The 20,791-nt window shown below is 72.9% G+C and carries 19 protein-coding genes; 9 read left to right on the forward strand and 10 right to left on the reverse strand.

Going from position 1 to position 20,791, the window contains the following annotated elements; genetic code table 11:
* Positions 1-162 precede the first annotated feature (162 nt).
* A complete protein-coding gene (locus ACWGH0_RS19215; protein ID WP_453405355.1) occupies positions 163-399 on the reverse strand; it encodes a ferredoxin in 237 nt (78 codons plus the stop codon).
* Positions 396-1,862, reverse strand: coding sequence for an aldehyde dehydrogenase (locus ACWGH0_RS19220; RefSeq protein ID WP_453405356.1), 1,467 nt, complete (start codon positions 1,860-1,862; stop codon positions 396-398). Before ACWGH0_RS19220 ends, ACWGH0_RS19215 begins: the two co-directional genes overlap by 4 nt.
* 185 nt (positions 1,863-2,047) lie before the next feature.
* Here ACWGH0_RS19220 and ACWGH0_RS19225 point away from each other — a divergent pair, with 185 nt between their 5' ends.
* From ACWGH0_RS19225 to ACWGH0_RS19255, 7 genes are all read left to right on the forward strand, one after another.
* On the forward strand, positions 2,048-3,085 hold the full coding sequence (locus ACWGH0_RS19225; RefSeq protein ID WP_453405357.1) for an MBL fold metallo-hydrolase: 1,038 nt from the start codon (positions 2,048-2,050) through the stop codon (positions 3,083-3,085).
* A 279-nt stretch (positions 3,086-3,364) separates the two neighbouring features.
* The gene (locus ACWGH0_RS19230) at positions 3,365-4,618 is read left to right on the forward strand and encodes a prenyltransferase/squalene oxidase repeat-containing protein (RefSeq protein WP_453405358.1); all 1,254 of its coding nucleotides are present in this window, start codon (positions 3,365-3,367) and stop codon (positions 4,616-4,618) included.
* The gene (locus ACWGH0_RS19235) at positions 4,615-5,322 is read left to right on the forward strand and encodes an SCO2322 family protein (RefSeq protein WP_453405359.1); all 708 of its coding nucleotides are present in this window, start codon (positions 4,615-4,617) and stop codon (positions 5,320-5,322) included. Before ACWGH0_RS19230 ends, ACWGH0_RS19235 begins: the two co-directional genes overlap by 4 nt.
* Positions 5,319-6,443, forward strand: a complete 1,125-nt coding sequence (locus ACWGH0_RS19240; protein WP_453405360.1) for an energy-coupling factor transporter transmembrane protein EcfT — start codon at positions 5,319-5,321, stop codon at positions 6,441-6,443. Before ACWGH0_RS19235 ends, ACWGH0_RS19240 begins: the two co-directional genes overlap by 4 nt.
* Positions 6,440-8,401, forward strand: coding sequence for an ABC transporter ATP-binding protein (locus ACWGH0_RS19245; RefSeq protein ID WP_453405361.1), 1,962 nt, complete (start codon positions 6,440-6,442; stop codon positions 8,399-8,401). The genes ACWGH0_RS19240 and ACWGH0_RS19245 overlap by 4 nt, the downstream gene beginning before the upstream one ends.
* A complete protein-coding gene (locus tag ACWGH0_RS19250; RefSeq protein ID WP_453405362.1) occupies positions 8,398-9,225 on the forward strand; it encodes an ECF transporter S component in 828 nt (275 codons plus the stop codon). Before ACWGH0_RS19245 ends, ACWGH0_RS19250 begins: the two co-directional genes overlap by 4 nt.
* A gap of 274 nt (positions 9,226-9,499) precedes the next feature.
* Positions 9,500-9,907: an aggregation-promoting factor C-terminal-like domain-containing protein gene (locus ACWGH0_RS19255; RefSeq protein WP_453405363.1), complete on the forward strand. Its 408-nt coding sequence runs from the start codon at positions 9,500-9,502 to the stop codon at positions 9,905-9,907.
* 69 nt (positions 9,908-9,976) lie between these two features.
* On the opposite strand, the gene ACWGH0_RS19260 is transcribed toward ACWGH0_RS19255, so the two are convergent.
* The 3 genes from ACWGH0_RS19260 to ACWGH0_RS19270 form a co-directional block, all read right to left on the reverse strand.
* Positions 9,977-10,528 (reverse strand): hypothetical protein, encoded by a 552-nt coding sequence (locus tag ACWGH0_RS19260; RefSeq protein ID WP_453405364.1) that lies wholly within the window; start codon positions 10,526-10,528, stop codon positions 9,977-9,979.
* 1 nt (position 10,529) lies between these two features.
* Positions 10,530-11,846 carry a tyrosinase family protein gene (locus ACWGH0_RS19265; protein WP_453405365.1) on the reverse strand — a complete coding sequence of 439 codons (1,317 nt, stop codon included), beginning with the start codon at positions 11,844-11,846 and terminating at the stop codon, positions 10,530-10,532.
* Between the two features lie 131 nt (positions 11,847-11,977).
* Entirely contained in the window at positions 11,978-13,147 is a 1,170-nt protein-coding gene (locus ACWGH0_RS19270) for a steroid 3-ketoacyl-CoA thiolase (protein WP_453405366.1), read from the reverse strand.
* Between the two features lie 235 nt (positions 13,148-13,382).
* Between ACWGH0_RS19270 and ACWGH0_RS19275 the strand changes: the two genes are divergently transcribed.
* The gene (locus ACWGH0_RS19275; protein WP_453405406.1) at positions 13,383-14,627 is read left to right on the forward strand and encodes a cytochrome P450; all 1,245 of its coding nucleotides are present in this window, start codon (positions 13,383-13,385) and stop codon (positions 14,625-14,627) included.
* Between the two features lie 174 nt (positions 14,628-14,801).
* A complete protein-coding gene (locus ACWGH0_RS19280) occupies positions 14,802-16,025 on the forward strand; it encodes a cytochrome P450 (protein ID WP_453405367.1) in 1,224 nt (407 codons plus the stop codon).
* Positions 16,026-16,093: 68 nt separating this feature from the next.
* On the opposite strand, the gene ACWGH0_RS19285 is transcribed toward ACWGH0_RS19280, so the two are convergent.
* The 5 genes from ACWGH0_RS19285 to ACWGH0_RS19305 all read right to left on the reverse strand — a co-directional run bounded on the left by ACWGH0_RS19285 (position 16,094) and on the right by ACWGH0_RS19305 (position 20,653).
* Complete coding sequence (locus ACWGH0_RS19285; RefSeq protein WP_453405368.1) at positions 16,094-17,362, reverse strand: cytochrome P450; 1,269 nt, start codon at positions 17,360-17,362, stop codon at positions 16,094-16,096.
* Positions 17,359-17,985 carry a GTP-binding protein gene (locus tag ACWGH0_RS19290; RefSeq protein WP_453405369.1) on the reverse strand — a complete coding sequence of 209 codons (627 nt, stop codon included), beginning with the start codon at positions 17,983-17,985 and terminating at the stop codon, positions 17,359-17,361. Before ACWGH0_RS19290 ends, ACWGH0_RS19285 begins: the two co-directional genes overlap by 4 nt.
* Positions 17,966-18,328 carry a DUF742 domain-containing protein gene (locus ACWGH0_RS19295; RefSeq protein WP_453405370.1) on the reverse strand — a complete coding sequence of 121 codons (363 nt, stop codon included), beginning with the start codon at positions 18,326-18,328 and terminating at the stop codon, positions 17,966-17,968. Before ACWGH0_RS19295 ends, ACWGH0_RS19290 begins: the two co-directional genes overlap by 20 nt.
* Positions 18,325-18,744 carry a roadblock/LC7 domain-containing protein gene (locus ACWGH0_RS19300; RefSeq protein ID WP_453405407.1) on the reverse strand — a complete coding sequence of 140 codons (420 nt, stop codon included), beginning with the start codon at positions 18,742-18,744 and terminating at the stop codon, positions 18,325-18,327. The genes ACWGH0_RS19295 and ACWGH0_RS19300 overlap by 4 nt, the downstream gene beginning before the upstream one ends.
* 121 nt (positions 18,745-18,865) lie before the next feature.
* On the reverse strand, positions 18,866-20,653 hold the full coding sequence (locus ACWGH0_RS19305; protein WP_453405371.1) for an ATP-binding protein: 1,788 nt from the start codon (positions 20,651-20,653) through the stop codon (positions 18,866-18,868).
* Positions 20,654-20,791: the final 138 nt, after the last annotated feature.

Genomic DNA, 20,791 nt, shown 5'->3' on the forward strand with positions numbered 1-20,791 from the left:
CCCCTCGGCGGCTGTGGTGACACCGAGATTTCCATGGGGCCGCAGGGCGGGAACAGTCACACCTGTCACGTCATGGGTGTGCGGTACTCATAGGTAAAGAAGCGTTCGCACGTGTTCGACGGCGGGTGTGGAGCGCTGAACGGGATTGGGGCGGTGGGCGGTTCACTCGTCGGGCGGGAAGACCGCCTCCCCGCTCCCGAGCAGCGTGATCGTGATCGCCTCGACCGGGCAGCCCTCCGCCGCGGCCAGCACCTTCTCGTTGGCGTCGAGGTCCGGGCCGGCCGGGCGCGACTGGCGGGCGGAGTCCAGGGCGAAGGCTCCCGGCGCGTGGTGCAGACAGGTGCCGGAGCCGATGCACACGCCCCGGTCGACCTCGACGTGCCAGCGGTCCCCCGTCACGCGTCCCCCTGTCCGTGACCCGCGGGCAGGTGGATCATCTTGTGCTCCAGGTACTCGCCGAACCCCTCGGGCCCGAACTCCCTGCCGAGGCCGGAGTTCTTGTAGCCGCCGAAGGGTCCGAGCATGTCGATGCTGAAGGTGTTGACGGAGTACGTGCCGGTCCTGACCTGCCGCGCGATGTCGATGCCGTGCTCGGTGTCGGCGGTCCACACACTGCCGCTGAGCCCGTACTCCGAGTCGTTGGCGATGCGGACGGCGTCGCTCTCGCCGTCGTACGGCAGCAGGCAGATGACCGGGCCGAAGATCTCCTCGCGGGCGATCCGCATCGAGTTGTCGACCCCGCCGAACAGTGTCGGCTCGACGTACCAGCCGCGTTCCGTGCCCGCCGGGCGTCCGCCGCCGGCCAGGACCTTCGCGCCCTCCTCCTGGCCGATCCTGATGTAGTCCAGGGAGCGCCGCTGCTGGCGTTCGGCGACGAGCGGGCCGACCTCGGTGGCCGGGTCGAGCGGGTCGCCCACCCGGAGGGCCCCGGCCGCGGCGGCGAACGCCTCGGCGTACTCGTCGTAGCGCGAGCGCGGGGTGAGGATGCGGGTCTGGGCCACGCACGCCTGGCCGTTGAGCATCCAGGCGAAGGGGACGATCCCCGCCACGGCCGTCTCCGGGTCGGCGTCCGGCAGGATCACGGCCGCCGACTTGCCGCCGAGCTCCAGCGTCACCCGGGTGAGGTTGCGCGCGGCGACCTCCATCACGCGCTTCCCGGCCGCGACCGAGCCGGTGAACGACACCTTGTCGACGCCCGGATGCCCGACGAGGTACTCACTGACCTCGCGGTCGGCCGGGATGATCGACAGGACGCCCTCGGGCAGCCCGGCCTCGGTGGCTATCTCGGCCAGGATGTACGCGTCGAGGGGCGTCTCCGGCGACACCTTGAGCACGGCCGTGCAGCCCGCCAGCAGCGCGGGCGCGAGCTTGGCCGCCGCCGTGAACTGCGGGACGTTCCACGGCACGACGGCCGCGACCACGCCGGCCGGCTCCCGGCGCACGAGGATCGGCCCGAGGACGCCGGTCCGCCGCTCCTCGAACGGGAAGTCGCGCGCGACGGCGATGGTGGCGTCCCAGACCATCATGGCGGCCAGCGCCTGCATCATGACGCTCGCGGTGTACGGAGACCCGTTCTGCGTGGTGATGCTGCGGGCGATCTCCTCGTGCCGTACGGCGATCGCGTCCTTGATCCGGGTGACGACGGCGATCCGCTCGTCCAGCGTCGTCCGGGGCCAGGGCCCGTGGTCGAACGCCTCGCGCGCCGCCGCCACCGCGCGGTCGACGTCGGCGCGCGAGGCGTGCGGCACGCGGCCGATGACCTGCTCGGTGTGCGGCGAGACGACTTCGATGACCTCGCTGCCCAGCGGGTCGGTCAACTGGCCGCCGATGTACAGCTTCCGGTGCTCCACAAGCTCGGTCATGACTGGTCTGCCTCCCACGGCTCACGGCCCGGCGACGCTCGCCCGAGCATTCTGACGACGCATCAGAACTGATACCAGTTCCAGTCCGGACAGTCCACGGGCGTCACCGCCCGCCCCTTTGCAAGGAAGTCGACTTGGGCGACCATTGGAACCAGTTCTAGTAATCGGCGAGGAATCGGGGCCCCATGACGCAGGTGACCGAGCACGGCGGCGGCGTCTGGTCCCTCGCGGTCCCCATCCCGGACAATCCGCTCGGCCACACCCTGGTCCACCTGCTCGACACCGACGACGGCCCGGTGCTGATCGACACGGGCTGGGACGACCCCGCGTCCTGGGACGCGCTGGCCGCCGGGCTCACCGCGCTCGGCACGTCCGTCGCGGAGATCCACGGCGTGCTCGTCACCCACCACCACCCCGACCACCACGGCCTGTCCGGCCAGGTGCGCGAGGCGTCCGGCGCGTGGATCGCCATGCACGCCGCCGACACCGAGGTCGTCCGCAGGACCCGCGGCGCGGAGCCCGGCGCCTGGCTCGACTACATCACCGCCAAGCTGACGGCCGCCGGAGCGCCCGAGGGGCACCTCGCCCCGCTCCGCGCCGCCCGCGACTCGGGACGGGCGAGCACCCTGCCGGGCCTGCGGGCCGCGCTCCCGGACCGCGAGATCGTCCCCGGCGACCTCCTCCCCCTCACCGGCCGCCGCCTGCGGGCCGTCTGGACCCCCGGCCACACCCCGGGCCACGTCTGTCTGCACCTGGAGGAGGCGCACCCGGCGAACCTCCCCGGCAACGGCCGCCTCTTCTCCGGCGACCACCTGCTCCCCGGCATCACCCCGCACATCGGCCTGTACGAGGACCCCGACGACACGGCGGTCACCGACCCCCTGGGCGACTACCTCGACTCCCTCGAACGCGTCGCCCGCCTGGCCCCCGCCGAGGTGCTCCCGGCCCACCAGCACGCGTTCACCGGCGCCCCCGCCCGCGTCGCGGAGCTCCTCGCCCACCACGAGGACCGCCTCGCGGGCCTGCGCGCCCTGCTCGCCACCCCCCTCACCGCCTGGCAGCTCGCCGAGCGGATGGAATGGAACCGGCCCTGGGCGGAGATCCCGTACGGGTCCAGGAACATCGCCGTGTCGGAGGCCGAGGCCCACCTGCGCCGCCTGGTGAAGCTGGGCCACGCGGAGGCGCTGCCGGGCGGCGACCCGGTCAGGTACGCCGCTGTGTGACGGCGGGGGCGGCTGCGCGGGGGCGGCGCCCCGACCGCCCGGGGGCCGTCCCGTACGGGCCGGTAGAGTGTGCGAGTCGTCATCATGCCGTTCTGGGAGAAGCCGGTGCGAATCCGGCACTGACCCGCAGCCGTTATCCGTCCCCGCGACGGTCAGTCGGAACGCCCGGTCCGGCATGACTACTGGCTCGGCACCGTCGAGGTATACGGAGCCGGAGCCTGGTGCGTGGTGTGCGCGCGCCCGGGCCCGGCTCCTCAGCAGGAGAGGCCCCCGCCCGTCATGACCCTTCGCCGCAGCGCAGCCGCCGTGCTCGCCGCTTCCGCCGTACTCTGCGCGTCCGCGGCCACCGCCACGACCGCCGTCGCCGCCCCCTCCCCCTCCCCCACGCCCGTGGTCCCCTCGGGCCTCTACGGGGAGAAGGACCCGACGTACGACGGCGTCTGGCGGCAGTCGCTGGCCTTCCTCGCGCAGGACGCCGTGGGCGTGAAGCCCGCCGCGAAGGCCGTGAACTGGCTCGTCGGGCAGCAGTGCGACAGCGGCGGCTTCCCGTCCTTCCGCGCCGACGCCGCCGAGCCGTGCACGTCCAAGACGGTGATGGACAGCAACGCCACCGCCGCCGCCGTGCAGGCGCTGAGCGCGCTCGGCGGGCAGGACGCCGCCGTGAAGAAGGGCGTCGGCTGGCTGAAGGCGTCGCAGAACCAGGACGGCGGCTGGGGCTACAACCCCGGCAGCCCGAGCGACGCCAACTCCACCTCGATCGCGATCGGCGCGCTGGCCGCGGCGGGCGAGAAGCCGGCCGGGGTGAAGTCCCAGCAGGGCAGGTCGCCGTACGACGCCCTGGTCGCCTTCTCCGTGCCGTGCGACGCGAAGAAGGGCGGCGGCGCGTTCGCGTACCAGCCGGACAAGTCGGGCGAACTCGCGCCCAACGACGACGCGACGGCTGCGGGCGTGCTGGGCGGACTCGGCCTGGGGCTGAACGCCAGGGACGAGCAGTCCGGCGACCGGCCCAGCAGCGCGCCCGTCCCGTGCGAGAAGGGCAGGCCGGCCCCGGAGCGGGCGGCCGCGTACGGCGCCGCGTACCTTCGCGGCGCACTCGCCGGAAAGGGCCACCTGGACACGCCCCCCATGCCGGGCGCCAAGAAGACCGAGCCGCAGCCGGACTTCGGCAACACCGCCGACGCGGTCGTCGCGCTGGCCGCGCAGGGCGGGGCCCAGGAGGCCCGCGAGCCCCTGGAGTGGCTGGAGAAGAACTCGGCGTCCTGGGCGAAGGAGAACGGCCCCGCCGCGTACGCGCAGCTCGTCCTCGCCGCGCACGCGACCGGCGCCGACCCGAGGAAGTTCGGCGGCACCGACCTGGTGAAGGCGCTCAACGCGACCGGGCCGGCCCCGGAAGCGGCCGAGAAGAAGACCGAGGACGAGAAGGACGACTCCGGCAGCCCCTTCGGCGACTGGTGGATCGTCGCCGTCCTGTTCGTCGCGAGCGTCGGCGTCGGCATCCTGTTCAGCGGCCGCAAGAAGAACCAGCAGCGGTGACGGCGGTACGGACGCGGCCGGCCGCCCTGCTCCTCGTGCTCGGCGCCGCGCTCCTCGCGCTGGCGGGCGCGGTGCTGGGCGCGGGGACCGCGCAGGCGGCCACCGGCTACCGCTACTGGTCGTTCTGGGAGAACGACGGCGGCGAGTGGACGTACGCCACCCAGGGCCCCGCCATGGCTCGGCCCGCCGACGGCGACGTGATCGGCTTCCGGTTCTCGGTGAGCGAGGACTCGCGGGACTCGGCCAGGCCGCGCCGCGCCGCCGGCTCCTTCGACGCCGTGTGCGAGGGCACGCCGGCCCGCAAGGGCACCAAGCGGATCGCCGTCGTCATCGACCCCGGCACGGCGGCCGACGCCCCGGCCGGCGAACGGCCGCCCGCGCAGCGCACCGCGTGCGCGCGGACCGGCACGGACGCCACGGCGGCGGACGCGCTCGCCTCGGTGGCGAAGCCGCTGCGCTACGACAGCTCGGCGCTGCTGTGCGCCATCTCCGGCTACCCGAGGACGGGCTGCGGGGAGCAGGTGCAGGACCGCGACGCCGAACCGTCCGGCGACGCGTCCGCGCCCGCGCCGGCGTCCTCGACCGCCGGGACCGCCGGTGACGACGTGGACGGCGGGCCCTCCGCCGGTGTGCTCGCGGGCCTCGCCGCCGTGCTGACGCTCGGCGTCGCGGGCGTGTGGCAGGCGCGCCGCCGCCGCGGATGAGCCCCGTGACCCTGCGCGCGCCGCTGGCGAGCCGCAGCAACGCCCTGCACGCCGGGGCGTGGTGGCTGTGGGCGCTCGGACTGGCCGCCGCCGCGTCCCGGACCACCAATCCGCTGCTCCTCGGGATGCTGGTGGCAGTGGCGGGGTACGTGGTGGCGGCGCGGCGGACGGATGCCCCGTGGGCCCGTTCGTACGGCGCCTTCGTGAAGCTCGGTCTGTTCGTCATCGGCGTCCGCCTGGTGTTCTCGGCGTTCTTCGGCTCGTCGATCCCGGGCAGTCACACCCTGCTCACGCTCCCCGAAGTGCCGCTGCCCGACTGGGCGCAGGGGGTGCGGATCGGTGGGCGGGTGACGGCCGAGCAACTGGTGTTCGCCCTGTACGACGGGGCGAAGCTGGCCACGCTCCTGATCTGCGTGGGCGCCGCGAACGCGCTCGCCAATCCGGCCCGGCTGCTCAAGTCGCTGCCGGCGGCGCTGTACGAGGCGGGGGTCGCCGTCGTGGTGGCGATGACGTTCGCGCCCAACATGGTGGCGGACGTGGCACGGCTGCGCACCGCGCGCCGCCTGCGCGGCCGGCCCGCCGGGGGCGTGCGGGCCGTCGTCCAGATCGGGCTGCCGGTCCTGGAGGGCGCGCTGGAACGCTCGGTGGCGGTGGCCGCTTCGATGGACGCGCGCGGCTACGGGCGCACCGCCGAAGTGCCGCCCGCCGTCCGGCGCACCACGGCCGTGCTGACGCTCGGCGGGCTGCTGGGGGTGTGCGCCGGGGCGTACGGGCTGCTGACCGCCGACGGCGAGGCGTACGGCCTGCCGGCCATGGCCGGGGGGCTGGCCGCCGCGCTGGCGGGGCTGCGTCTCGGCGGCCGGCGCAGCGTCCGTACCCGCTACCGGCCGGACGCGTGGGGCGTACGGGCGTGGCTGGTGGCGGGGTCGGGCGTCGCCGTCGCGGCGCTGATGATCCGGGCCGCCGCGTACGATCCGGCGGCCCTGCATCCCGGGGTGGTGCCCCAGGTCGCGCCCGTGTTCCCGTTGTGGCCGGCGGCGTCCGTGCTGATCGGCCTGCTGCCGGCGTTCGTGGCTCCGGTGCCGCAGACGTCTCCTGCGAGGAAAGCGACTTCGAAGTGATCCGGTTCGAGAACGTGTCGGTGCGTTACGCCGACGCCGCTTCGCCCGTGCTCCGGGGGGTGGATCTGACGGTGCCGGAGGGCGAGTTGGTCCTCCTGGTCGGTCCTTCAGGAGTCGGCAAGTCGACCCTGCTGGGCACGGTCTCCGGTCTCGTCCCCCACTTCACGGGCGGCACGCTGCACGGACGCGTGACGGTCGACGGCCGCGACACCCGCACGCACAGGCCGCGCGAACTGGCCGACGTCGTCGGCACGGTGGGCCAGGACCCGCTCGCCCACTTCGTCACCGACACCGTGGAGGACGAGCTGGCGTACGGCATGGAGTCCCTCGGCCTCGCGCCGGACGTGATGCGCCGCCGGGTCGAGGAGACCCTGGACCTGCTCGGCCTCGCCGAGCTGCGCGACCGGCCCATCGCCACCCTCTCCGGCGGCCAGCAGCAGCGTGTGGCGATCGGCTCGGTGCTCACGCCGCACCCCAGGGTCCTGGTGCTGGACGAGCCGACCTCGGCGCTGGATCCGGCGGCGGCGGAGGAGGTCCTCGCGGTGCTCCAGCGCCTGGTGCACGACCTGGGGACGACCGTGCTGCTGGCCGAACACCGCCTGGAGCGGGTCGTGCAGTACGCGGACCGGGTCGTCCTGCTGCCCGGGCGGGGGGAGGCGCCGCGCACGGGTGCGCCCGCCGACATCATGGCGGCCTCGCCCGTGTACCCGCCGGTGGTGGGGCTCGGCCGCCTCGCGGGCTGGTCCCCGCTCCCCCTCTCGGTACGCGACGCCCGCCGCCGCGCCACCACCCTGCGCACCCGCCTGGCCGCCGAGGACCCGGAGCGATTCCCGGCGCGCCCTGCCGGGGGGACGCCGGGGGAAGGGGTGGGCGGGCTCGGGTCGGGCTCCGGCACCGGGACCGGCACGGACACGGGGACGGACACCGGGACGGACACCGGGACGGACACCGGGACGGACACCGGGACCGGCACGGACACGGACACCGGGATCGGCATAGGCACTGGCACGGACGCCGGCACCGGTCATGAGCCGGCGGCAGCATCCGCGCCGGTCGGGCCGGTCGCAGCCGGCAAGGGGCGGGTGGCGGAGGCGCTCGGCCGGCTGCTGGGCCGCCGGGCCCCCGCCGCACCGGCAGGAGCCCGCGCCGCCAGGGCCGAGACCGGCACCGGCACCGGCACCGGCACCGAGACGGAAATCGTGGCGGCCGTCACGAATCTCGGGGTCCGCCGCGCCCGCGTAGAGGCTCTGCGCCGCGTCACGTTCGCCGTCTCCCGGGGCGAGACCGTCGCCCTCATGGGGCGCAACGGCGCGGGCAAGTCCACCCTCCTGTCCGCCCTCGTCGGCATGATCGAGCCCACCTCCGGCTCGGTCTCCGTCGGCGGCCGCACCCCCCACCGCACCAGCCCCCGCGAGATGGTCCGCGAGGTGGGCCTGGTGCCGCAGGAGCCGCGCGATCTGCTGTACGCCGACACCGTCGCCGCCGAGTGCGCGGCGGCCGACGGCGACGCGGGCGCACCGCCGGGCACCTGCCGGGACCTGGTCGCCGGGCTGCTCCCCGGCATCGAGGACGGCACGCACCCCCGCGACCTGTCCGAGGGCCAGCGCCTCGCCCTGGCCCTGGCGGTCGTGCTCACCGGACGCCCCCCGCTCCTCCTCCTCGACGAGCCCACCCGCGGCCTCGACTACGCCGCGAAGGCCCGCCTGACCGGCCTGCTGCGCGACCTGGCCGCCCGGGGGCACGCGATCGTACTGGCGACGCACGACGTGGAACTCGCGGCGGAACTGGCGCACCGCGTGCTGATCCTGGCCGACGGCGAGGTCGTCGCGGACGGCCCGACGGCCGAGGTCGTCGTGTCCTCGCCCGCCTTCGCGCCGCAGGTGGCGAAGGTCCTCGCCCCGCAGCAGTGGCTGACCGTGGCGCAGGTGCGCGACGCACTGGGCGGGGCGGCCTCATGAGGCCCCCGAAGCCGGTACGCGCCGTTCGCCTCGGTCCCCGCTCGGTCGGCGCGCTGCTCCTCATCACCGCGACAGGAGTGGTCGCCTTCGGCTGGCCGCTGCTCGCCGACCCCGGCTCGGGGCTCGCCGAGAACCACTCCCAGGACGCCCCCTGGCTGCTCGCGGTACTCCTCCCGCTCCTCGTCGCCGTGGTCGTCGCGACCATCGCGGACGCCGGACTCGACGCGAAGGCCGTCGCGATGCTGGGCGTACTGGCCGCCGTCGGGGCGGCGCTGCGCCCGCTCGGGGCGGGGACGGCCGGCCTGGAGCCGATGTTCTTCCTGATGGTGCTGAGCGGCCGTGTCCTCGGCCCGGGCTTCGGCTTCGTACTCGGCTCGGTGACGATGTTCGCGTCCGCGCTGCTCACCGGCGGGGTCGGGCCGTGGATGCCGTTCCAGATGCTGTCCATGGGCTGGTTCACGATGGGCGCGGGCCTGCTGCCGGGCGCGGAGCGCCTGCGCGGCCGGGCGGAGCTGGCGATGCTGGCGGCGTACGGCTTCGTCGCGGCCTTCCTCTACGGGGCCGTCATGAACCTCCAGGGCTGGACGTACATCGGCGGCATGGCGTCCGGCGTGTCCTTCCGGCCGGGCGATCCGGTGCACGAGAACCTGGTCCGCTTCCTCGCCTACTGCGTTACCACCTCCCTCGGGTGGGACCTGGGCCGCGCGGCGCTCACCGTCGTGCTGGTCCTCACCACCGGCGCCACGCTGCTGAGGGCGCTGCGCCGGGCGACGCGCCGGGCCGCCTTCGAGGCCCAGGTCACATTCGAGGCGCCGCGGCACTGATCCACCGGTGAGAGGGCCCACAGGACCTTGGTCCTCGACTACGGCGGTTAGTAGGCCGACGGGAGCGCCCGCGGGCCCTCAACACGTCTGTGACCTGCACGGATACCGGAAGCCGTACGGCGGGCCGATGGGCCCGCTCCACCGGTTCTGCTAGTAAGAGGGGTGATTGCGCCGGGACGGGGGCCCTGCTTCATTGGAGCAGTCGCCGGGAGCGGTACGCCGGTCATCACCGGCCCGCCCGCGACATCCCCCGTACCCGACGTTAGGTCCCCACGTGTCGTTTCCGGTCGTCAACCGTCTCGTCGCCCGCCCCAAGTCCTTCGCCGCCGGCGCCGCCGTGCTGCTCGGGTCGGTGGGTGTGGTCATGGGCGGCGGCGTCTCCGAGGCCGCTGCCGCGAGCCCGCAGGCCGTCGCCCGGCAGATGATCCCGGACGCCGCGCAGTTCTCCTGCTTCGACAGGATCGTCGAGCACGAGAGCGGCTGGAACCCGCAGGCCAGCAATGCCTCGTCCGGCGCGTACGGCCTGGTCCAGGCCCTGCCCGCCACCAAGATGTCCTCCGCGGGCGCGGACTGGAAGACGAACCCGGCCACCCAGATCGAGTGGGGCCTGGACTACATGAACGACCGCTACGGCAGCCCGTGCGGCGCCTGGGACTTCTGGCAGTCCAACGGCTGGTACTGACCGGCCCCGCACCGCGCCTCAAGGTCCCGGCCACCCCGCTCGCAGCGGGGGCCGGGGCCTCGTCGTCGTTCAGTGCACCTGGTGCACCCCGGTCGCGTCCCGGACGAAGACGGTGTGGGGTTCCGTGGTGCGGTAGCGCTCCTTGAGGACGAACGGCGCCGGTGTCCCCGGCGCGGGGGCGTCCGGGGGCTCGACGTACAGCACGTACCTCCTCGGCGCGAGCGGTTCCGGCGACGGCTGCGCCCCGGGTTCCGCGTCCGGCAGCGCCTTCTGCGGCTCACTGTCGAACTGCAGCCACCCCCGGCAGCCCGCGACGGGGAAGGTGCCGGTCGCCGTGACGGTCACCACATTGCCGGTCTGGGCGAAGGTGTAGGCCGCCGTGCCGAGTTCGAGCCTCTTGCGGGCGCCGTCGTTCCAGCGCCGGAAGAGTTCGATCCACTCCTGCGGCCACCGTCCGCCGTGGCTGACCGGCGGCATGTCGTTCTGCAGGCGGGTGAGAATGTCATCGGCCCGAGCCACGACGTCGTCGTAGTCCCAGAGATCGAACTCGCTTCTCATGTGCTCGCGGTCGGTGGTGCGGAACATGGGCTGGATGTGGAGTTCGAAGACAGGTGTACGCACGCTAGCGGTACACCTCCATCAGCACGTCCTTCAGCTTGACCTCCTCGATGAGGCCCTCCTGCTGCCCGCCCCCGCCCGGGTTGAACGGCGAAGGGATGTACTGAAGCGTCAGCACATGGTCCTCGACCGCGCCGGGCGTCGACTCCAGGACCGACGTCACGTCGAAGCGGACGATGCACGAAGTCGGGTGGAGCGGCCGTGCGCCATGACCGCCGTGACCGCCGTGACCGTCGTGGCCGCCGTGGCCCCCTTCGGGGTGGACGTGGGCACGCCACATGGACACGTATCCGACGCCGTACTGCTTCGTGAACTCCTCGTCGTCGCGCCGGAACTCCACCGCGTCGGGGTGGACGAAGCCGCGCAGCAGGTAGCTCCCGGTCATCGGCACCTTGAGCTCGTCCAGCCGCACGACCACCCTTCTGCCCTCCTCGGGCGGCGGCGGGAGCCGGAACTGCACCCGCTCGCTCTCGCGCAGCTCCGTCGCGATGTCGGCCCCGGACGCCGCCGCCATCGGCTGCGCGACCATCAGGTTCCGGAACGGCGACGGCGGCGGCACCGGTACTCCGAACGCCGATTCGAGCTGCGCCGAGTACGCGTAGGTGTAGTCCAGCTCCTCCGTCTTCTCGAACTCCGCCACCTTGTTACGGGGCCGGTCCTGGAACCCGCGGAGCACTTCGTCCGGCGAGGTGACGGCCGGGAACCCGTTGCGGCGCTGCCACTCCGCCCACATGAGGTCGATGAAGCAGTGGAAGCTGAAGTAGATGGGGTCGTGGGCGGCCTGGGACGGGTCGGACATGAGACCGCCGATGAACCGGCCGTGCATGTCGTTGTGCGGGCCGAGTTCGAGATCGCCGTAGTCGCCGTTCGGGTCTCCCTGCGGGTAGCCGCCGAACTGCTCCGGATCGGTGACCGTGGTGACGATCTCCAGGGTGTTGGTCGGCAGAGAGGTCGACGCGTCCGTGTTGCGGCCCGGGGAGAACAGCCCGGTCTCGTCGAAGGCCGCCGGGAAGAGGCCGCTCGCCTGCGGGTGGATCCAGTCCCAGTACGGGATGGTGACGTCCGCCGTTCTGGGCGGATCCGCCTCCTGCAGAAGTTTCTCGAAGTAGTGCAGGTGGGCGCGGTGCCACGGCAGGAACAGGTCGCTCCCGTGTTCGCACCCGCCGACGAAGAAGTCGTTGTGCAGGGCGGCCTGGAAGTCGTAGCCGGTGGGGTCGTCGGGATTCGCCGCCGAGCGCGCGCGCAGGATGTCGAGGGCGTGGACGTAGTCGCTGAGCCGAGCGGCGCTCAGGGCGTTGATGTCCTGGCGTTCCTTGGTCATTTTGGCCTCCGTTTCGGGGCCAAAATAGGATAGATACTGTCATATGCCAGAAAGGGGACCGAACGTGGGCGCGCCAGGGACACTCCGGGCCCGGCTCCGGCACACCGGGGCGGGCGCGCCCGCCCCTCGCGCTAAAGCCGCTGGAGGATCGTGCCGGTGGCGAGCGCGCCGCCCGCGCACATCGTGACGAGGGCGAACTCCTTGTCGCGGCGCTCCAGTTCGTGCAGGGCCGTCGTGATCAGGCGGGCCCCCGTCGCGCCCACCGGATGGCCGAGCGCGATCGCGCCGCCGTTCACGTTCACCTTCTCCAGGTCCTGTTCGAAGACCTGCGCCCAGCTGAGCACCACCGAGGCAAAGGCTTCGTTGATCTCGACGACGTCGATGTCCTTGAGCGACATGCCCGCCCTGCCGAGCACCGCGCGGGTGGCGTCGATCGGCCCGTCGAGATGGAAGTGCGGGTCGGATCCGACGAGGGCCTGGGCGACGATCCGGGCGCGCGGTTTGAGCTTGAGGGCGCGGGCCATCCGCTTGGACGCCCACATGATCGCGCTCGCGCCGTCGGATATCTGCGAGGAGTTCCCCGCCGTGTGGACGGCGGTCGGCATCACCGGCTTGAGCCGGGCCAGCGCCTCCATCGACGTGTCCCGCAGCCCCTCGTCGCGGTCGACGAGCCGCCACATGCCCTGCCCCGCCGCCTGCTCCTCCTCGGTCGTCGGCACCTGCACGGCGAACGTCTCGCGTTTGAAGCGCTCCTCCGCCCAGGCGGTCGCCGCGCGCTCCTGCGACAACAGCCCGAGCGAGTCGACCCGTTCGCGCGTCAGACCGCGCTTGCGGGCGATCCGCTCGGCCGCCTCGAACTGGTTGGGCAGGTCGACGTTCCACTCGTCCGGCCACGGCTTCCCCGGCCCGTGCTTGGACCCCGACCCCAGCGGGACCCTCGACATGGCCTCCACCCCGCAGCTGATGCCGACGTCGACGACCCCGGCGGCGATCATGTTGGCGACCATGTGGGCGGCCTGCTGGGAGGAGCCGCACTGGCAGTCGACGGTCGTCGCGGCCGTCTCGTACGGCAGGCCGACCGCCAGCCAGGCGTTGCGGGCGGGGTTCATGGACTGCTCACCGGCGTGCGTGACCGTCCCGCCGACGATCTGTTCGACGCAGTCGGCGTGGATGGCCGTACGACCGAGGAGCTCGCGGTACGTCTCGCCGAGCAGGTAGGCGGGGTGCAGGTTGGCGAGCGCGCCTCCGCGCTTGCCGATGGGGGTGCGTACGGCTTCGACGATGACGGGTTCCGCGGCCATGAGCCGTCCTCTCCTCACCCGCGGGCCTCCCCCGGCGCCCACGGCGGCTGCCAACTAGTACGCGTTCTAGTTCTCTGAGCAGTCTTATGAGTGCCACCCCGGCAGCGCAAGGGTCTTGCACGCCTCGTGCACGCTCTCCACACGCAACAGAAGGCGCCGGGGCCCTTGCCACTTATAGAACCGGTTACTACATTCCCTGCAACTCCTGATGGGTCGTCAGACATTGGAGCTGCCGATGCACTGCCCCGCGCTGCCCGACGGGTTCGACTTCACCGACCCCGACCTGCTCCTCGCCCGCGTACCGCATCCGGAGTTCGCGCAGATGCGGCGTACCGCGCCGGTCTGGTGGTGCGCGCAGGCCCCCGGCATCTCCGGTTTCGACGACGACGGGTACTGGGCCGTCACCCGGCACGCCGACGTCAAGTACGTCTCCACGCATCCGGAGCTCTTCTCCTCGCACACCAACACCGCCGTCATCCGCTTCAACGAGACGATCAGCCGCGACCAGATCGAGGCCCAGAAGCTGATCATGCTCAACATGGACCCGCCCGAGCACACCCGGGTACGCCAGATCGTCCAGCGCGGCTTCACCCCGCGCGCGATCCGCTCGCTGGAGGACGCCCTGCGCGACCGCGCCCGCTCGATCGTGGCGGCGGCCGCCGCCGGCGCGGCGGACGACGGCACCTTCGACTTCGTCACCCGCATCGCCGTCGAACTGCCCCTCCAGGCCATCGCCGAGCTCATCGGCGTACCCCAGGAGGACCGGACCAAGATCTTCGACTGGTCGAACAAGATGGCCGCGTACGACGATCCCGAGTACGCCATCACCGAGGAGGTCGGCATGGAGGCGGCCATGGAGATCGTCTCGTACGCGATGAACCTGGCGGCCGCCCGCAAGGAGTGCCCGGCCAGGGACATCGTGTCGCAGCTGGTGGCGGCGGAGGGCGAGGGCAACCTCGGCCCGGACGAGTTCGGCTTCTTCGTCATCCTGCTGGCCGTCGCCGGGAACGAGACGACGCGCAACGCGATCAGCCACGGCATGCACGCCTTCCTGACACACCCCGGACAGTGGGAGCTCTACAAGCGCGAGCGCCCGGACACGGCGGCCGAGGAGATCGTGCGCTGGGCGACGCCCGTCGTCGCGTTCCAGCGGACGGCGACGCAGGACGTCGAACTGGGCGGGCAGCGGATCAGGAAGGGCGACCGGGTCGGGCTCTTCTACTCGTCGGCCAACAACGACCCCGAGGTGTTCACCGATCCGCAGGCGTTCGACATCACCCGCGACCCCAATCCCCACCTGGGATTCGGCGGCGGAGGCCCGCACTTCTGCCTCGGCAAGTCCCTCGCCGTGCTGGAGATCAACCTCATCTTCAACGCGATCGCCGACGCGCTGCCCGGCCTGGAGCTCGCGGGCGATCCCCGCCGGCTGCGCTCGGCGTGGCTGAACGGCATCAAGGAACTCCGGGTGACCCACCGCTGACCCAGCGGTCCCCGGACCCGGAGGTGGGGGCGATCCCCTGCGCCCCGCCCCCACCTCTCCCCGGCTGTCGGCCTTCCGATGTCACCGCGTGCACGGGCCTGCTCTATCCGTAGTGACGATTGATCAATAACGTTCGGGTGTCCGCCTGTTTATCGTTCAAGGGAGCATCCGACCATGACCACGGCCCAGCACGTCCCCGACCTGCTTTCGCCCGAGTTCGCCGAGAACCCGTACGCCGCCTACGAGGTGATGCGCGCGTCCGCCCCGCTGTTCTGGCACGAGGCGATGCAGAGCTGGGTCATCTCCCGGTACGAGGACGTGGAGCGGGCCTTCAAGGACAAGGAGTCGGTGTTCACCACCGACAACTACGACTGGCAGATCGAGCCCGTGCACGGGAAGACGATCCTCCAGCTCAGTGGACGAGAACACGCCGTGCGCCGCGCCCTGGTGGCGCCCGCCTTCCGCGGCAAGGACCTCCAGGAGCTGTTCCTGCCGGTCATCGAGCGCAACGCCCGCGAGCTGATCGACACCTTCCGCGACCGGGGCGCGGTCGACCTCGTGGACGCCTTCGCGACCCGCTTCCCGGTGAACGTGATCGCGGACATGCTCGGGCTCGACAAGGGCGACCACGCGAAGTTCCACCACTGGTACACCACCGTGATCGCGTTCCTCGGCAATCTGGCCGGCGACCCCGAGGTGGCGGCGGCCGGTGAGCGCACCCGCGTCGAGTTCGCCGAGTACATGATCCCGATCATCCAGGAGCGCCGGAAGGCCCCGGGCGACGACCTGCTGTCCACGCTGTGCGAGGCCGAGGTGGACGGCGTACGCATGAGCGACGAGGACATCAAGGCGTTCTGCAGCCTGCTGCTCGCGGCCGGCGGCGAGACGACCGACAAGGCGATCGCGGCCCTCTTCGCCAACCTCCTGGCCCACCCGGACCAGCTGGCCGCCGTGCAGCAGGACCGCACCCTCATCGACCGGGCCTTCGCCGAGACCCTGCGCTTCACTCCGCCGGTGCACATGATCATGCGTCAGACGGCCACGGACGTCACGCTCAGCGGCGGCACCATCCCGGCCGGAGCGACCGTGACGTGCCTGATCGGGTCCGCCAACCGCGACGAGAGCCGGTACGCGCACCCGGACAGGTTCGACATCTTCCGCGAGGACCTCACGGCGACGAACGCCTTCTCCGCCGCGGCCGACCACCTCGCCTTCGCCCTCGGACGGCACTTCTGCGTCGGCGCGCTGCTCGCGCGGGCGGAGGTGCAGACCGGCGTGAACCAGCTGCTCGACGCCATGCCCGGCCTACGGCTCGCGGACGGCGCCGAGATCGTCGAGCAGGGTGTCTTCACCCGGGGCCCGCAGAGCGTGCCGGTGACGTTCACGCCCGTCGGCTGACCGTCCCGGGCGCCGTCCCGCGCCGGTGACCCGGGCACGCCCGAAGCGGTCACCGGCGCGGCGGGCCGTCAGTGGGAGGACGGGGTGAAGGACACCGGCAGGGTGGTCAGGCCCCGCATCCAGACGGACGGCCGCCAGGTCAGCTCCTCCGGCTCGACCGCGAGCATCACGTCCGGGAGCCGCTCCAGGAGGGCTTCGACGGCGGTGCGGGCCATGACGTCGGCGAGCTGCGGCGCGGGGTAGGGGCAGCGGTGCTCGCCGTTGCTGAAGGAGAGGTGCGAGGAGTTGCCCTCCGCGCCGACGTGGCCCTCCGGCCAGATCTGCGGATCGGTGTTGGCCGCCGCGAAGCCCAGGACCAGGCAGTCGCCGGCCTTGATGTGGCGGCCGCCGAGCTGGACGTCGCGGTCGGCCCAGCGGCCGATGAAGTTCTGGGTGGGGGTCTCCAGCCAGAGGACCTCGTTGAGCGCCTGCCCGACGCTGAGCCGCCCGCCGGAGACGTTCAGGGCGAACCGGTCGTCGGTCAGGAGCCGGCGCAGGGCGTTGCCGATCCAGTTCGCCGTCGGCTGCTGCGCGGCGGCGATGATCGAGATCAGGTCCTGGACGATCTCCTCGTCCGCCAGATCCGCCGGGTGCGTGAGCATCCGGGAGATGACGTCCGGTCCCGGCGTGGCCCGCTTCTGGGCGACGAGCTCCTGGAGCCGCTTGCCCACGCGTCCGTACGCCGCCACCGGGTCGTCGCCCTCGGCTGCGTCCAGGGACATCCGCAGGTCCTCGACGAGGTCGTCGGTGTCCGTGCTGTGGGCCGGCATCCCGCACATCTGGACCGCCGCGCGCATCGGCAGGGCGTGGGCGTACGCCGCCATCAGCTCGGCCTCGCCGCTGCCCGCGAAGACGTCGATGAGCTCGTCGGCGATCCTTCGGCAGTTGTAGCCGAACTCGAACTGGTCGACCGCCTCCAGCGCCTCGCTGATGACCCCGGCGCGGCGCTGGTGTTCGAGGCCCTCGGTGAACAGGACGGAGGGCTGGTGTCCGACGTACGGCAGCAGCGGCCAGTCGGCCGGGATCGCGTCCCACTGGTTCCAGCGCCGGGAGTCGCGGGCGAACAGCTCGTCGTGGGTGGTGACGTACGAGACCTCGGAGTAGCCGAGGACCAGCCAGGCCGGGATGTCGCCGTCCAGCAGCACCGGCGCGACGGCGCCGTGTTCGCGGCGCATCGCCCGGTACAGCTCGGCGGGCGTCTGCTGGTACTGGAGGCCGCTGAGCCGGATCGCGCCCGCGTGCGCGGGGCAGCCCGGCGGAGGCGTCGCCCCGGAGGCGGTGGCGGTGGGGTCGCTCATGTGGTGGTCTCCTGGGCCAGGGCCAGCTGGTAGAGGTGGTCGACGAGGGTGATCAGGACGCGTTTGCCGTCGCTGCGCACCCGGGCGTCGCAGTCGAGCAGCGGGATGTGCGCGGGCAGCGCCAGTGCCTGGCGGATCTCGTCGAGGGAGTGGTACGCGGAGTCGTCGTCGAAGCGGTTGACGGCGACGACGAAGGGCGTCCGGTGGTGTTCGAGGCGGTCGATGGCGTACCAGGAGTCGCTCATGCGGCGGGTGTCGACCAGGACGACCGCGCCGAGGGTGCCGGAGAACAGCCGGTCCCACAGGAACCAGAAACGTTCCTGCCCGGGGGCGCCGAAGAGGTAGAGCACCTTCGTCTCGTTGAGGCTGATCCGGCCGAAGTCGAAGGCCACCGTCGTGGTGGTCTTGTGCTTGAGGCCGGTGGTCTCGTCGACGCCGACACCGGCCTGCGTCATGTACTCCTCGGTGTTCAGCGGGCGGATCTCGCTGACGGACCTGACCAGGGTCGTCTTGCCGACGCCGAATCCGCCGACGATGACGATCTTGAGTCCGGTGTCGGCGGCGTCGCCGAGCGGGGTGCGCTCCGGCGCCTGCGCCGGCGCCTCAGAGATTGCGGAGTCCATGCAGCACCTCCTTCAGCAGGGCGGATTCGGGCAGGTCGGCGGCGGCCGCGGCGGTCCTGGGACGGCGGGCGGTGATCCGTCCGGCGTCCAGCAGGTCCTCCAGGAGGATCCGTACGACGGTGATGGGCATGCGCAGTTCGGCGGCGATCTCCACCACCGCCGCCGGATGACGGCACAGCTCCAGGATCCGTACGTGCTCCGACTGCATGCCCGGTGTCGGTTCGCACTCGCTGACCACCAGGGTCACCAGATCGAACACCTTGGTGTCCGCGGTGTGGCTGCGGCCACCGGTCACCGTGTAGAGGCGGTCCGGGGACCCGGTGTCGACGGGGCGGCGGGTCATGACGTCGGACTGTCCTGCGCACGGTTGCGCGGTTCGGCCCGCAGGTGCTCGCCGATCTGCTCGACCATCTCGCTCATGTTGTGGCCGACCACACCGGGGTCGGCGCCGTCGGCGGCGACGACGGCGAGGTGGGCGCCCTCGCCGGCCTCGACGATGAGCAGCTGTCCGCCACGGAACTCGGCCATCAGGTGGTTGACGCCTCCGGTGCCGTCGCCGAACTCCACCGAGGCGCCGTGGGCCAGGGACTGCATCCCGGAGGAGATGGCGGCCAGTTGGTCGGCCTGGTCGAGGGTCAGGTTGCTGCTGCGGCAGAGCTTGAGGCCGTCGCGGGAGAGCACCAGGGCGTGCCGGGTGCCGGGGGTGTGCTCCACGAGGTTGTCCAGGAGCCAGGTGAGGCTGGTGTCGGTGGTCTGCACGGTGGTCATGGGCCGGTCGTCGCGGGGCGCGGTCGGCCCGTGCCTCCAATCTCGGTGGTCAGGTGAGAGGGTCGGCCGCCGGCGGGGGCGGCGGCACGCGGGGTGCGGGGCACGGTGGTGCTCAGGCGGGCGGGCGGGGGTCCTTGCGGCGCTGGGACTGGTGGAAGGCGCCGAAACTGGCCCCGGGGTTGCGGGCCGGCGGGGCGGTCGGCTCGTCCGGCGCCTCGGAGGCGGGCCGGCCCCGGTCGGCGGCGGCCATCGTGCGCCCCGGCGGCCGTACGGGCAGCCCGCCCGGGGTCGCGGCCTGCGCCGGAGCGTCGGCCCCGTGGGCGTCGTCGGGGCCCGCGGGGGCCCCGGGGTCGTTCGCGGCGGCGGCCCGGGAGGGCAGCGGCGGCAGTGCGGGCGAGGCGTCCGGGGCGGGCGGTTCGTACGGGACGCCGGGTTCGGGGAGTGCGGCCGGGGCGGGCGCGGGGGCCTCCAGCACGGCCGTGCGCGTCCGCGCGGGCAGCTCGCCGGTACGAGGCTGCGCCGGCGCCCGGCCGGCCGCCGGGACCGGCACCGGACCGCGCTGCTGGGCCAGCAGCTGCGGAGGGAGCAGGACGACGACGCCGGTGCCGCCCCGGGAGGACGGCCGGTAGTTCACGGAGATGCCGTACTTGGCGGCCAGGATCCCGACGACCGCGAGGCCGAGCCGGGTGCCCTGAAGGGCCGCCAAGTCGGTGGACTTGCCGGAGACGGCTTCGACGGCGCGGCGCATGGCGGCGTCGGACATCCGCAGACCGCTGTCCTCGATGGTGACGACGATGCCCGCGCTGCGCTCCTCCACGTACACGTGGACCTCGTCGATGGGCGGCGAGAAGTTGGCCGCGTTGTCCATGAGTTCGGCCAGCAGGTGCATGACGCCCTCGGCGGCGAACCCGGCGATGGCGACGGTGCTCGCGGAGTGCAGCCGCACCCGGCGGAAGTCGGCGATACGCCCGACCGCGCCCCGCAGGATGCTCTCCATGACGATCGGCTTGTTCCACGCCCGGCTCGCCCGGCCGCCCATCAGGATGGCCAGGCGGTCGGTGAGCAGGCCGAGCTGCGAGGTGCTGTGGTCGAGCCTCAGCAGGTCGCTGAACACGTCGGCGCCGTGCCGGTCCTGCATCTCGCGGAGGTCGGCCAGCATGCTGACGGCCCGGGCCTGCACCCGGCCGAGCGCCTTGGCGCTGGCGGCCCGCGCGGCGGCGGCGCGCCGCTCGCTGACGCCGAGTTCGCGCACCATCTGCTCCAGCAGCACGCGCAGCCGTCCCTCGCCCGGCATGTCGAGTGCGGCGAGGACCGTGTCGGCGGACGCGCCCCGGCGCAGCGACGCGACGGCGGCGGGCAGGGCGGTGACCGACAGGCGCTCCAGGTCGTCCACGCCCCGGCCGAGCTGCCGCACGGCGTCGTCACGGGCGGCCTCCGCCGCCGCCGTGCGGTGCGCCGCCTCGGCCAGTTCGGTGGTGAAGAGGCGCAGGAGGCTTTCGAGTTGCGGGTCGGCGGGGCGCTGGGCGGAGGCCAGGGCCTCGTACGCCTCCGAACCGTCGCGCACGCGCTGCACCATCTGCGGCAGGGTGACGTTCACGAGGTGCGCGGTGTCGCCGGTGGCGCGGGACATCCGCTCGCGCAGGGCGGTCTGTTCCTCGTGGGCGGCGCGGCGGGCGGCGGCGAGACGACCGGCCAGCACCGCGGCGGTGACGACGAGCGCGGCGACGCACAGGCCGGCGACGACGACGGTGCCGAGCACCCAGGCGTACGCCGGGTCGGGGGCCACGGCCACCACGGTGCCGCCGGCCGCCGCGGCGACGGCCAGGCCGGCCGCCGGCACGGCCCAGGGCGGGCGCCCCTGCGGTGCGCGGCGCGGGCGGGCGGCGACGGGCAATGTCATGGCACGGTCCCTCAGACGGTGTGTGGGGGGGCAGACGGCGACGGGCCGTCATCTGGTCGCGGACGGCAGTGAGTTGACGACGAAGATCCGCTGATCCTTGGCCATGGTAACCACCGTCCGTGAGACCTCAGGGCGGGG

The organism is Streptomyces sp. NPDC054887 (assembly GCF_053610585.1).

What these genes read in the sequence shown, in the direction of transcription:
- ACWGH0_RS19220 (WP_453405356.1), bottom strand. Translation starts at nt 1,862, where the DNA reads ATGACCGAGCTTGTGGAGCACCGGAAGCTGTACATCGGCGGCCAGTTG.
- ACWGH0_RS19225 (WP_453405357.1), top strand. Translation starts at nt 2,048, where the DNA reads ATGACGCAGGTGACCGAGCACGGCGGCGGCGTCTGGTCCCTCGCGGTC.
- ACWGH0_RS19230 (WP_453405358.1), top strand. Translation starts at nt 3,365, where the DNA reads ATGACCCTTCGCCGCAGCGCAGCCGCCGTGCTCGCCGCTTCCGCCGTA.
- ACWGH0_RS19240 (WP_453405360.1), top strand. Translation starts at nt 5,319, where the DNA reads ATGAGCCCCGTGACCCTGCGCGCGCCGCTGGCGAGCCGCAGCAACGCC.
- ACWGH0_RS19250 (WP_453405362.1), top strand. Translation starts at nt 8,398, where the DNA reads ATGAGGCCCCCGAAGCCGGTACGCGCCGTTCGCCTCGGTCCCCGCTCG.
- ACWGH0_RS19265 (WP_453405365.1), bottom strand. Translation starts at nt 11,846, where the DNA reads ATGACCAAGGAACGCCAGGACATCAACGCCCTGAGCGCCGCTCGGCTC.
- ACWGH0_RS19270 (WP_453405366.1), bottom strand. Translation starts at nt 13,147, where the DNA reads ATGGCCGCGGAACCCGTCATCGTCGAAGCCGTACGCACCCCCATCGGC.
- ACWGH0_RS19275 (WP_453405406.1), top strand. Translation starts at nt 13,383, where the DNA reads ATGCACTGCCCCGCGCTGCCCGACGGGTTCGACTTCACCGACCCCGAC.
- ACWGH0_RS19280 (WP_453405367.1), top strand. Translation starts at nt 14,802, where the DNA reads ATGACCACGGCCCAGCACGTCCCCGACCTGCTTTCGCCCGAGTTCGCC.
- ACWGH0_RS19285 (WP_453405368.1), bottom strand. Translation starts at nt 17,362, where the DNA reads ATGAGCGACCCCACCGCCACCGCCTCCGGGGCGACGCCTCCGCCGGGC.
- ACWGH0_RS19290 (WP_453405369.1), bottom strand. Translation starts at nt 17,985, where the DNA reads ATGGACTCCGCAATCTCTGAGGCGCCGGCGCAGGCGCCGGAGCGCACC.
- ACWGH0_RS19295 (WP_453405370.1), bottom strand. Translation starts at nt 18,328, where the DNA reads ATGACCCGCCGCCCCGTCGACACCGGGTCCCCGGACCGCCTCTACACG.
- ACWGH0_RS19305 (WP_453405371.1), bottom strand. Translation starts at nt 20,653, where the DNA reads ATGACATTGCCCGTCGCCGCCCGCCCGCGCCGCGCACCGCAGGGGCGC.